This window comes from Nonomuraea sp. NPDC003709 (assembly GCF_040610775.1).
Classification (GTDB): Bacteria; Actinomycetota; Actinomycetes; order Streptosporangiales; family Streptosporangiaceae; genus Nonomuraea; species Nonomuraea angiospora_A.
This window is the reverse complement of sequence record NZ_JBEXMW010000016.1, coordinates 117,913-129,421: the sequence shown is the minus strand read 5'-3', so window position 1 is coordinate 129,421 and position 11,509 is coordinate 117,913. Positions and strand designations below refer to the sequence as shown.

At 65.5% G+C, this 11,509-nt stretch carries 9 protein-coding genes and 1 pseudogene; 5 read left to right on the top strand and 5 right to left on the bottom strand.

Features of this window, described 5'->3' with window-relative positions; translation table 11 throughout:
• Positions 1–123 precede the first annotated feature (123 nt).
• The gene (locus ABZX61_RS39715) at positions 124–603 is read left to right on the top strand and encodes a DUF402 domain-containing protein (RefSeq protein WP_355201637.1); all 480 of its coding nucleotides are present in this window, start codon (positions 124–126) and stop codon (positions 601–603) included.
• Between the two features lie 244 nt (positions 604–847).
• Here ABZX61_RS39715 and ABZX61_RS39710 read toward each other — a convergent pair.
• A pseudogene (locus tag ABZX61_RS39710) lies at positions 848–1,022 on the bottom strand (IS5/IS1182 family transposase); the annotation flags it as partial.
• 266 nt (positions 1,023–1,288) lie between these two features.
• Here ABZX61_RS39710 and ABZX61_RS39705 point away from each other — a divergent pair.
• Positions 1,289–2,044 (top strand): phosphotransferase, encoded by a 756-nt coding sequence (locus ABZX61_RS39705; protein WP_355201635.1) that lies wholly within the window; start codon positions 1,289–1,291, stop codon positions 2,042–2,044.
• A gap of 610 nt (positions 2,045–2,654) precedes the next feature.
• Here the strand turns inward: ABZX61_RS39705 and ABZX61_RS39700 are convergent.
• Positions 2,655–3,296: a response regulator transcription factor gene (locus ABZX61_RS39700; RefSeq protein WP_350724704.1), complete on the bottom strand. Its 642-nt coding sequence runs from the start codon at positions 3,294–3,296 to the stop codon at positions 2,655–2,657.
• Complete coding sequence (locus ABZX61_RS39695) at positions 3,293–4,489, bottom strand: histidine kinase (RefSeq protein WP_355201633.1); 1,197 nt, start codon at positions 4,487–4,489, stop codon at positions 3,293–3,295. The genes ABZX61_RS39700 and ABZX61_RS39695 overlap by 4 nt, the downstream gene beginning before the upstream one ends.
• A 113-nt stretch (positions 4,490–4,602) precedes the next feature.
• Between ABZX61_RS39695 and ABZX61_RS39690 the strand changes: the two genes are divergently transcribed.
• From ABZX61_RS39690 to ABZX61_RS39680, 3 genes are all read left to right on the top strand, one after another.
• The gene (locus ABZX61_RS39690) at positions 4,603–5,322 is read left to right on the top strand and encodes an ATP-binding cassette domain-containing protein (RefSeq protein WP_355201631.1); all 720 of its coding nucleotides are present in this window, start codon (positions 4,603–4,605) and stop codon (positions 5,320–5,322) included.
• The gene (locus tag ABZX61_RS39685; RefSeq protein ID WP_355201629.1) at positions 5,319–6,083 is read left to right on the top strand and encodes an ABC transporter permease subunit; all 765 of its coding nucleotides are present in this window, start codon (positions 5,319–5,321) and stop codon (positions 6,081–6,083) included. The genes ABZX61_RS39690 and ABZX61_RS39685 overlap by 4 nt, the downstream gene beginning before the upstream one ends.
• Before the next feature lie 756 nt (positions 6,084–6,839).
• On the top strand, positions 6,840–7,616 hold the full coding sequence (locus ABZX61_RS39680) for an ABC transporter permease subunit (protein ID WP_355201627.1): 777 nt from the start codon (positions 6,840–6,842) through the stop codon (positions 7,614–7,616).
• A 1,162-nt stretch (positions 7,617–8,778) separates the two neighbouring features.
• Here ABZX61_RS39680 and ABZX61_RS39675 read toward each other — a convergent pair.
• Positions 8,779–10,464 (bottom strand): ribonuclease J, encoded by a 1,686-nt coding sequence (locus tag ABZX61_RS39675; protein WP_350724694.1) that lies wholly within the window; start codon positions 10,462–10,464, stop codon positions 8,779–8,781.
• A 54-nt stretch (positions 10,465–10,518) separates the two neighbouring features.
• A complete protein-coding gene (gene dapA / locus ABZX61_RS39670; protein ID WP_355201625.1) occupies positions 10,519–11,436 on the bottom strand; it encodes a 4-hydroxy-tetrahydrodipicolinate synthase in 918 nt (305 codons plus the stop codon).
• Between the last annotated feature and the right edge of the window lie 73 nt (positions 11,437–11,509).

Below are 11,509 nucleotides of genomic sequence, written 5' to 3'. Positions count from 1 at the left end.
CCAGCCACCCGAACGAACTCCCGCCGAGAACCGAACTCCAGGGTCCTGCGCAATACGTGGGGCCCTGAACGCTGAAGCCCTCGCACCGCAGATAAGTTGCCATACGTGACCAATGTGCGAATTGTGTACCGAAAGTACGGCGGAGCGCTGCACTGGAACCACCCCGGCCAACTGCTGGGCGAGGACGAACACGGAGTCTGGGCCGAAGTCCCCGGCGGAACGGTCGCCCGCAAGGGCGAGGGCCCACCGGTCACGTGGGAGACCACTGCGATCATGCTGTTCCCTCGAAACGCCTGGTGGACTGCGTCCTTCAACGCACCACCCCACCGAAGCGAGATCTACGTCGACGTCACGACCGTTCCCGAGTGGAGAGACGGCGAGGTGACGATGCTCGACCTCGACCTCGACGTGATCAGGATGCGAGACGGCCGGCTCATCCTCGACGACGAAGACGAGTTCGCCCAACATCAGGTCCTCCTGGGCTATCCCCCCGAGCTCATCACCCAGGCAGAAGCCACTGCCCGCTGGCTACTCGACGCAGTAGGCCACAGAAAGGGCCCATTCGGCGGCGCCCACCTCGAATGGCTCACCAGAACCACCTGACCAACTCACCACCAACTAAAAGAACCCGCACCGTCACGCCTTACAACCACCGAGAAAAACCACACCAAAATATCCACCAACACCCCTTTTCATCTCTATACGGCACAGGCAACGCGCCGATCGTGAAGACCGGCGACGACCTTGCCGAGATGCTCAACCTTGAACGGGCTACAGCAAAGCTTCTACAATCTGGGCCTTTCGCGCGCTTGTCGAGACCGCGGAGCTTGGCATCGACTCAGCCGCCCTGGGCGTAAGCGTCGCCGTTGCGCAGGTGGGCCAGCACCAGTAATGCCTGCTGGCCAGAGGTGAGATTGCGCCATCGTGAGCCGCCGGCGGTGCGGTGGCGGCGGCGGATGATGCCGGTGAGGTGGACCAGGGAGCGGCGTGAACACCGGTACTGCGGCGCGGTAGAACAGCACACGAAGCTCCTGAAATGGTGTTGCTCTTGGTCGAAAACGCATCTACCAGGGGCTTCGCTATTTGTGATCAAGCGGGGTGATCCGCAATCGGGTCATGACCTGCGCCTTCAGATGAGAAATACCTCCCTGCTCGATCCGTCAGCGGTTAGTGGCGTGCACAAGGCCGCCGGGCAGGCCCACGCCGCCGGCACCGGAGTGGATCAGCCGCGCAGTCACACGCGATAAACCCGGTGACGTCGATGGTCATCCCCGCGATAATCGCCAACGTGGAAGAGGTCGAGGTCGAGGTCGAGGTCGAGGTCGTCGTCGCCCATAACGAGCGCGCGACCCTGCGCGTCGGTGACGTGTTCCTGAAGATCGACTCCGATCAGACGCGCACCGACGTCGAGGTCGAGGCGATGGCTATGGCGCCGATCCCGACGCCGGAGGTCCTGTGGCGGAAACCGCCCGTGCTCGCGCTCGCCGCCCTCCCAGGCACGGCACTCGGCCGCCTCGGCGAGCCGTCGACCGCGTCGCCGGCGGCGTGGGCCGCGGCGGGTGCCGCCGCACGGATGCTGCATGACGCGCCACTGCCGCCATGGCCCGGTCGGAGCCTCGACGAGATCGCATCGCACCTCGACGTCGAATGCGAGTGGCTCGTCACGAACGGCGTCCTTCCCACCGACCTGGTCACGCGCAACCGCCAGGTCGCCGAGGCTGCGCTCCGGCCGTGGACACCGGTGTTCACGCACGGCGACCTGCAGATCACCCACGTGTTCGTCGACGGTGACGAGATCACCGGCGTGATCGACTGGTCCGAGGCGAGCCGGGGCGATGCCCTGTTCGACCTCGCCACCTTGACGCTCGGACACGAGGAGCACCTTGGCGACGTCGTCGCCGGCTACGGCACCGACGTCGACCTCGACGTGATCCGCGCGTGGTGGTCGCTGCGAAGCCTGCTGGTGATCCGCTGGCTGGTCGAGCACGGCTTCGACCCGTCCTCGCCAGGCTGCGAGGTCGACGTGCTGAGATCCCGGCTGTAAGGCTCCACGAGCCCGACGGCTACGAGTGCCGTTCTGCCGCATCAAGCGGGCCATCTCCTGAAGCGCGTCGCCTTCCGGACCAACGAGGTCACGATCCTCGAAGATCCCCGGCAGTCGGTCGGCGACTTCGGCAGCCGACGCACGACTCGAGTCGAAGCTGCGCCTCAGCTGAGGACCAGCAACTGCCTCAAATAGACCCAGGATGAAAAGCCTCACCACTGCGCCGCACCGCACCACCACGCCGCATCCCACCACCGCCCGGCACTCACCACCGCGCCGCACCGCACCACCACGCCGCATCCCACCACCGCCCGACACTCACCACCGCCCGCCACTCACCACCACGCCGCACCGCACCACCACGCCGCATCCCACCACCGCCCGGCACTCACCACCGCGCCGCGCCGCACCACCACGCCGCATCCCACCACCGCCCGGCACTCACCACCGCGCCGCATCCCACCACCGCGCCGCATCTCGCTATGACGTCACCCGAGACCCTGGCCCTCGAGACCTCGGCCAATTCCTCAAACAAGGCCGCCAATATCGCCCTAGCAAGCGCAGACAGCTCCGACTTCAGCTCCGTGACTCGGCGCCGACGCGCGCGAATTTAGCCCGCAGCGGAAACGAGCCCACTCTCATATGCCGCGATAACAAGCTGCGCCCGATCCCGAGCCTCCAATTTGGCCAGCAACCGAGTGATATGAGTCTTCACCGTAGCCAAGCTCACCTGAAGATATTCCGCGATCTCCCCATTGGACAAGCCGCGCGCGATCAACATCAGAACCTCGCGCTCCCGCTCCGTAACCCCGTCCAACCCCTTCACCCGAGGCAGAACCGGTGTACGCGTGAACTCCTCAATCAGCCTGCGCGTAACCGTAGGCGCCAACAAAGCTTCCCCACTCGCGACTACGCGGATAGCGGCGAGCAGATCCGCAGGCGGCGTGTCCTTCAGCAGGAATCCGCTAGCCCCAGCCCTCAGTGCATCATAGACATAAGAATCGAGGTCGAACATCGTCACGACAAGCACTCGGGAAACATCCCGGAGGCGCCGAGCGGCCTCGATCCCATCCATTTCGGGCATTCGAACATCCATAAGCACGACATCCGGCCGCTGTTCCAAAGCGACAGTAACAGCCTCCACCCCAGTGGCCGCCTCACCGACAACAGCCAGATCCGGCTCGGAGTCCACAAGCACGCGAAAACTTCCCCTGAGCAACGCCTGGTCGTCGGCGATAACGACTCGGATCACAAGACCTCCTCATAAGGCAGTTCGGCGAAAACACGAAACCCTCGGCCAGAAAGGCGCCCGGCTTCAAACGTCCCGCCGTACATCATGACCCGCTCCCGCATCCCGATCAGACCATGCCCGGTGCCGGCAGCAGACGACGTACGACTGCCAGTCCCGTCATCCACCACCTCGATCCTTACTTTCTTGCCATCGGCGACCACGGACACCCGGCAGCGAGCGCGCGCGGCATGCTTGGTGACATTCGTCAGCGCTTCCTGCACGATGCGATAAACCGACAGCCCCACGCCCTCAGGCATCCGTCCTCGCCTGCCGGGCTCCCCTTCTGCGCGTCCATCGCCGTCCCCGATCCGTACCTCGAGCCTGACCTCGACCCCGGCCAGCCGAGCCTGCGCCACCAGTCCTTCGATCCCCGCCAGACCAGGCGCGGGGACAAGGTCGGGCTTGGACGAAGAGCGAAGCACACCGAGCAAATAGCGCATCTCAACCAGCGCGCTCCGGCTGGCCGTCTCGATCACACGCAGCGCGTCATGCGCCTCGTCCGGCTTGGTCGCCATCACGTGATTGGCCACGCCGGCCTTGACGGCGATCAATCCCACGCTGTGTGTGACCACATCGTGCAGCTCGCGAGCGATCCGTAAACGCTCCTCCGTCACCGCCTGCGCCGCCAACCGCTCAGCGTCGCGGGCCGCGTAGAGCCGGCGCTCCTGGACGGCCCGGCCGACCGTCCAAGCGCCGCCCAGCGCTGCGATCCCCATGAGCGGCTGGTCGAGATGCAACAGCCATCCCGGAGCGGTGTCACGCGGCGCACCCGCTAGAGCCAGGCCAAGGACTGTGACCAGGCTCAACCCGCCGATGGCCGATGTCGGGACCACGGCCCCGAACCTGTCGGAGAGGGCGACTATATAAAGCGCGTACGCAGGCGCGAGGTAGGCGAACCCCACGGCGTCGACCAGCGCGGCGAAGACGGCGACCACAAGCGTGAAGCAGAAGACGGGCAGGGGCCACAGTCTTCGCAGCCCCAGCGGCAGCCCCAGCCAGAAGGGGATGGCGATCCTCATCCAGGGCGGCAGCGCAATGGCGTTCACCGCCACCGTGAAAGAGACAAAGGCAAAGCACATCCCCGCCGCCAGATCGAGCATGATCAGCTGGCCACGGCTCAATCGCCTGGCGAAGAAGGGATGGGTGTCGTCCACGCGTTGAACGGTAGCCGCTGCGGCGGTCTCTTCACGTCAACCCAGGGTCTGACCTTGAGATTCGAACCGTGGTCCGACGCGCGGGCGGCCCGGCGTCCCGCATCCTTTACCGCGTGATCGAACTCCAGCACCTCACGAAGCGCTACGGCGGCACTCTCGCCGTGGACGACCTGTCGTTCAGGGTCGAGCCGGGTCACGTAACCGGCTTCCTCGGCCCCAACGGCGCGGGCAAGTCCACCACGATGCGCCTGATCCTCGGCCTCGACGCCCCGACCTCCGGCCAAGCACTGGTCAACGGGCGCCGATACACGTCGATCGCCAAGCCGATGCACGAGGTGGGCGCCCTCCTCGATGCCAGTGCCGTCCACGGCGGTCGCAGCGCCTACAACCACCTGCTGTCCCTGGCCCGCACCAATGACATCGGCCCTCCACGAGTGGCCGAGGTGCTCGACCAGGTCGGCCTGGCAGGCGTGGCCCGAAAACGGGTGGGCGGGTTCTCACTCGGCATGAAACAGCGGCTCGGTATAGCGTCGGCGCTGCTCGGCGATCCGGCCGTGTTGATGTTCGACGAGCCAGTGAACGGCCTGGATCCAGATGGTGTGCGCTGGATCCGCGACCTCATGCGTTCTCTGGCCGTCGAAGGTCGCACGATCCTGCTCTCCAGCCATCTGATGAGCGAGATGGCCCTCACCGCCGAGCGCATCATCATCGTGGGCCGCGGCAGGCTGATCGCCGAGGCCACCGTCGCGGAGCTGACAGCGCGCTACCCCTCGCTAGAAGACGCCTACATGGCCCTGACCGCCGGAAGCGTGCAGTACGGAGCGTCCCGATGAAAGCGGTCCTCTCCGCCGAATGGCTGAAGCTGCGCTCAGTGACCTCCACCTACCAGACCCTGGGTACGGCGGCCCTCACAGCGCTCCTGGGCGTGGCCTGGACCCTCTATGTGAGCGGCTTGGCCGACGAGCGAGGTGAGCTGCGGGCAGCGGCCCCAGAGCAGGGCTTCCTTCCGCTCGTCCAGATCAGTCTGGCGGTGCTGGGCGTGCTCGCGATCACTTCCGAGTACGCCACGGGGACAATCAGCACCAGTCTGATCGCCGTCCCGAAACGCGGCACATTACTTCTGGCCAAGGCCGGCGTCGTCGGCCTGGCCACGTTGGCAACCGCGAACGCGGTCCTCCTGGTCACCTATTCGGCGAGCCGCTTGATAGCGAGCGGTCACGAGCTGGGCTTCAACAACACCTCGATCACCGACGACCTGCCCATGCTGCTCGCTTCCGGCCTGTCGGTGACCGCCCTGGCACTGGTAGGCCTCGGCCTTGGCACCGCGATCCGCTCAACAGCGGGAGCAATCGTCTCGATCGTGGCATTGCTGTTCGTGCTCCCAGGTGTCGTCAACTACTTGCCCCCACCCTGGAACACCCGCGTGGCCACGCTCCTCCTACCGAACCTCGTCCCCCAAATAGCCGACCAGCGCCTCTCCTCGCGCTTGGGCGACGGTCTTCTGCCTCCCTGGGCCGCACTTGCCGCCCTCCTCGCCTATCCCCTCGTCGCCCTCGCCATCGGCTACTACCAACTCAACCGCAGAGACGTCTGAGTCCTCGCTTCCCTTTCCAGGACGAACACCACAGACGCCGCCACACAAACGAGACCAGCTCCGACAGAGCGCCATCAGCCCCGAAAGGAGCGCCCATGCAGGCGCGCTCCCACGCGAACCGAAATACCCGTAGGGGCATCCGGCGCCAGAAGTGACACGAGCATCCCCTACGCCACCATCGAGCAACCGCAAACGCACTCTCACCACGGAAGCGCGGGCCGCGAAGCCGCCCTCACCGCTGGCGCGCGAAGGGCGAAGCCCACTCTAAGCACTGGAGCAAGGACACCAAAGCCCGCTCTCGCCAAATGAGCAGCCAGCGAAACGAACGCTCTCGACTGAAGAACGCACGAGCGTTCGAGCATCCCCCACCAAGGACCAACGACCATGAACGCCCCAACCGCGGCAACAACCCGGACGAGCACGCTTTCGCCCTACGAAGGGACGCTTGTATGAGCACTCCCAGCAGCAGGAAGAGCCATTTGCGTAAGCGTTTCCCGGCGGAGCGGCGGCACGCTCTCGCTCAAGCGTCTTCAGTAAGCGCTATAACGACGGCCGCACGAGCTTCCTCACCATCACCCGACCGAACGTTCCCACACCACAGCAATGGCTCTGGAACGCAAGGCCACACGAACGCTCCTGCCTCAGGAACAGGCATAACGGAGCATTTCCCTCACGAACGGACCAACCCCGCATGACCGCACTCATCCGAAGAATGGGTACCCGCATCGGCATCCTCTGCTCGGAGCGGACGGAAGCATGAGCGTTCTTACCTCGGAATGGCTGAAGGTACGTTCCCTCCGCTCCACGCACCTGATTCTCGGCCTCAGCCTAGGCACGGTTGCCTTGGGGTTCGCACTCGCCATGATGGCCGCCAACATGTACGACACCGCCCCCGCCGCCCGGCGACCCGGCGCTCGGATCGCGGATCTGGAGGAGGTGATCGTGATCGTGCCCCAACTGTGCATGGGCATCCTGGGCACGCTTGCCATCACTTCCGAATACGTGACCGGCTTGATCAGAACGAGCTTGACCATCGTCCCGCGTCGTTGGCCCGTCCTCGTCGCCAAATCCGCCATCGTCGGCACGCTGGGCCTGATCATCGGCTTGGTGACGGTCTTCAGCACTTACTTCGTCACCCGATGGGTGATAGGCGACCGCTTCTCCGGCGCATACACCGACGCCTTCATGGACCGACTGCCACTCCTCACTGCCATCAGCCTCACAGTGCCTACGTTCGCGTTGCTCGGCTTGGGCTTGGGCGCGCTCTTCCGTTCGACCGCCGCCTCGATCGCCACCTTGGCCGGCCTCGTCTACGTGATCCCCATAATCATCGGCAACATTCCGGAGCCATGGAGTGAACGCCTCGGCTCTGTGATGATCGGCGCACTTCCCCGCGAGATCACTGGCGACCTGATCACCACATCGGTATACGGCTCCCTCCTGTCTCCCGTAGCGGCCGCCGCAGTGCTGGTCGCGTACGCAGCGTGCCCGTTGGCAGTGGCCACGTGGTTGGTAGGCCGGAGGGACGCCTGAGATGTCCGCCCTGGGGCCTTTGACGCGACCACTCCATCACCACGTCAGGCCGAGCGCCACTTCTCGCCTCAGACGCGCCTGGCAACTCGCCCGCCGCATCATCGGTCTCCCAAGGACACGCCGCAACACCATCGCAGCGAGACCCACAGGGCAGGCAAGCGTGCCCGTTCACCAGGCACGGAGGCGCCGACAGGATCCATGGGCTCCCCATCTCCTGGCAAGGCGAGAAAGACCAGTCGTCCGCAACATCCGATCCGACCAGCGCACCATCGGTCTGCCGCGCACGAAAGCGCCAGAAGAGCTCAACCGTCTCCGACGGCCAGCAACGCCCAACGAATCGGGTCGCTCACAACACCGCCGACCCTTCGCAGCCAAGGTCCCTGGCGCTCCTTGGGGCACCCACCAGCACCAAGGCCACCATTCCCACTCACGAGCGGCAAGGTCGGCCGCAACAGCAGGGACAGCTGGGAACAGCAGGGGCTACAGGGACAGCAGGGACAGCGAATGCCTCAGCCCTCAGCAGCCACCCAGAACGGCGAACGACGCCGCACCATCCAAAGCACCTGCGCCCACTCAATGGACAGTGAGGACAACAAACCTTTCAGCTCTCAGCGGCCACCTGTACCGGCGATGGCACCGAACCATCAACACCGGCTGCGGCCGCTCAAAGGGGCAGCGGCGCCAAGTCCCCCAAATCGCTAGAGGCCGTTCCGGAAGGCGAGACCACCAAGCACCTCAGATGCCCGGCATCCACCCTGGAGGGCGAGAGCACCAAGCACCAGTGATGACCGGGCTCCACCCCGCAGGACAAGACCGCCAAACACCGGTAACAACCAGCACCCACCTCGAAGGACGAGACCACCAAACACCCGTAACAACCAGCACCCACCTCGAAGGACGAGACCACCAAACACCCGTAACAACCAGCACCCACGTCGAAGGGAAAGGTCGCTGGAACCCGCAGACCGCCAGCGCCCCGAAGAGGCAGCAGCACCGCATCGTCCGGGCCGGTAGTGCCGCCAACCCGGAGGGGCGAAGGCAGCGAATCGCCTGGCCTTCGGTCGGCCTCCCGAAGGAGCAGGCGATGTGGTCGGATACCCGTCCCACGCCTGCTCCCCCGGGGGTACGGCAGACGAACACGTCTGCCGTACCGTGGGAAAGCTCAGACCTCGAGGATCACAGGGATGATCATTGGGCGGCGGCGATAGGTGTCGCTTACCCAGCGTCCCACCGTACGGCGGACCACCCGTCGGATCTCCTGCATGTCGACCACCCCGTCTGCGGCCTTCTCCGCGAGGGCTCGCTCGATCTGCGGGATGAACTCCTCGAACTGGGCAGGGTCGATGCCGGAACCACGCGCGTGGATCTCGGGGCCGGCGGTGAGCTTGCCCGTGTTGGAGTCGACCACGACGACCACCGAGATGAACCCCTCGTCGCCGAGAATCCTGCGGTCCTTCAGCGAGGTGTCGGTGATCTCGCCCACCGACGAGCCGTCCACGTAGACGTACCCGGCGTGAACCGCACCGACGATCTTCGCTCGGCCGTCGACCAGGTCCACCACGACGCCGTCCTCGGCGATCACAATGTGGTCATCGGGCACGCCCGTGAGAGAGGCCAGCTTGGCGTGCGCACGCAAATGACGCCACTCACCGTGAACGGGCATGAAGTTCGACGGGCGGGTCAGGTTGAGCACGTACAGGAGCTCGCCAGCGGCCGCGTGGCCGGAGACGTGCACCTTGGCGTTGCCCTTGTGCACGACGCGGGCGCCCCACCTGGTCAGTCCGTTGATGACCTTGTTGACCGCGGTCTCGTTCCCCGGAACCAGCGACGAGGCCAGGAGTACGGTGTCGCCCTCGGCGATGCGGATCGGATGATCGCGGTTGGCCATCCTGGACAGCGCGGCCATGGGCTCGCCTTGAGAGCCGGTGCAGATGAGCACCACGTCCTGCGGCGGCCACTCCTCGATGTCGCGCGAGTCGACGATCAGCTCCGGCGGCACCTTGAGATATCCCAGGTCGCGGGCCACGCCCATGTTGCGCACCATCGAACGTCCGACCAGGGCCACCTTGCGGCGGTGCTTGGCGGCGGCGTCCATCACCTGCTGAATGCGGTGCACGTGCGAGGCGAAGCTGGCCACGATGACCCGCTGTTCGGAGGTGCGGATCACCTCCTCGATGACCGGCCCGATCTCGCGCTCGCTGGTGACGAACCCTGGCACTTCGGCGTTGGTGGAGTCGGACATCAGCAGGTCGACGCCCTCGGTCCCGAGCCTGGCGAAACCGCCGAGGTCGGTAAGGCGGCCGTCGCTCGGCAACTGGTCCATGCGGAAGTCGCCGGTGTGCAGGACTATGCCCGCAGGCGTCCTGATGGCGACGGCCAGTGCGTCGGGGATCGAGTGGTTGACCGCGAGGAACTCGCAGTCGAACGGCCCGAAGATGTGCCGTTCGCCCTCGACGACCTCGAGCTTGGTCGGTTGGATCCTGTGCTCGGTGAGCTTGGCCTCGATCAGGGCAAGCGTGAGCCTCGATCCGATGAGCGGGATATCGCGCCGCTCGCGCAGCAGGTACGGCACCGCCCCGATGTGGTCTTCGTGAGCGTGCGTGAGCACCACGGCTTCGACGTCGTCGAGCCGGTCTCTGATGTATTCGAAGTCGGGCAGGATGAGGTCGACACCCGGCTGATCGGGCTCGGGGAACAGCACCCCGCAGTCGACGATCAGCAGACGGCCGTCATATTCGAAGACGGCCATGTTCCGGCCGATCTCCCCCAACCCGCCGAGCGCGACGATGCGCAAGCCGCCGTCAGGCAGCACCGGCGGGGGACCAAGCTCAGGATGCGGATGGCTCATGCCTGGCCCCCACGGTCAGTTCGTGTTCTCAAAACTCCCGGTTCCTCCCCGTTCCTATGCGTCTGTCAACTTCACCCCGCCGGCTACCAGGCAAGCACGCAGCTCGGCGATTTGCGTCTCTGTCGCGTCCACGAGCGGCAGCCGTACCGAACCCACCGGTACGCCCACCATGCCCAGTGCCGCCTTTGCCATGATCGCGCCACCGGCGCGCAGCATGATCCCGTCTACCACGGGGGTCACCTGGCTGTGTACGGCCAGGGCCTGGGAGACCTCACCGTTCTTGTGCAGGTGGATCATGCGCGCCAGCTCGGCGCCCACTACATGCCCGACGACGCTGACGAACCCGGCCGCCCCCAGGGAGAGCCAGGCCAGGTTGAGCAGGTCGTCGCCGGAGTAGAAGGCCAGCTCGGTCGCGCTCATCACCTGGCTGGCGGCGAACAGATCACCCTTGGCGTCCTTGACGGCCACGATGCGTTCGTGCTGCGCCAGCCTCAGCAGAGTTTCGGTCTTGATCGGCACGCCACTGCGCCCCGGAATGTCGTACAACATCACCGGAAGGTCGGTCGCGTCGGCGACGGCGGTGAAGTGCTGGTACAGCCCCTCCTGAGGGGGCTTGTTGTAGTAAGGCGTCACCACCAGCAGACCGTGCGCGCCCGCACGTGCCGCCTGCTTCGCGAGCTCGACACTGTGGCGGGTGTCGTTGGTGCCCGCCCCTGCGACCACAGTCGCGCGATCGCCGACCGCCTCGAGGACGGCGCTGACGATGCGCTGCTTCTCCTCGTCCGACGTGGTGGGCGACTCACCGGTCGTCCCGTTGACGATCAAGCCGTCGTTGCGCTGCTCGTCCACCAGATAGATGGCAAGACGTCGCACAGCCACATAATCGACCTCGCCGTCAGGAGTGAACGGCGTGACCATGGCGGTCAGCATGCGGCCGAAGGGCGCGTCTGTGGTTCCAGTTGGCGATGCCATAGTGCGAACGCTACCTGGATTCAGAAATCCATTGGACGCCGCCACCCCGCTTTGCCTGCCTGGAGCCGCTTTT

Coding starts and splice junctions, on each gene's coding strand:
- ABZX61_RS39685 (WP_355201629.1), top strand. CDS start 5,319: ATGAAAGCGGTCCTCTCCGCCGAATGGCTGAAGCTGCGCTCAGTGACC.
- ABZX61_RS39680 (WP_355201627.1), top strand. CDS start 6,840: ATGAGCGTTCTTACCTCGGAATGGCTGAAGGTACGTTCCCTCCGCTCC.
- ABZX61_RS39675 (WP_350724694.1), bottom strand. CDS start 10,464: ATGAGCCATCCGCATCCTGAGCTTGGTCCCCCGCCGGTGCTGCCTGAC.
- dapA (WP_355201625.1), bottom strand. CDS start 11,436: ATGGCATCGCCAACTGGAACCACAGACGCGCCCTTCGGCCGCATGCTG.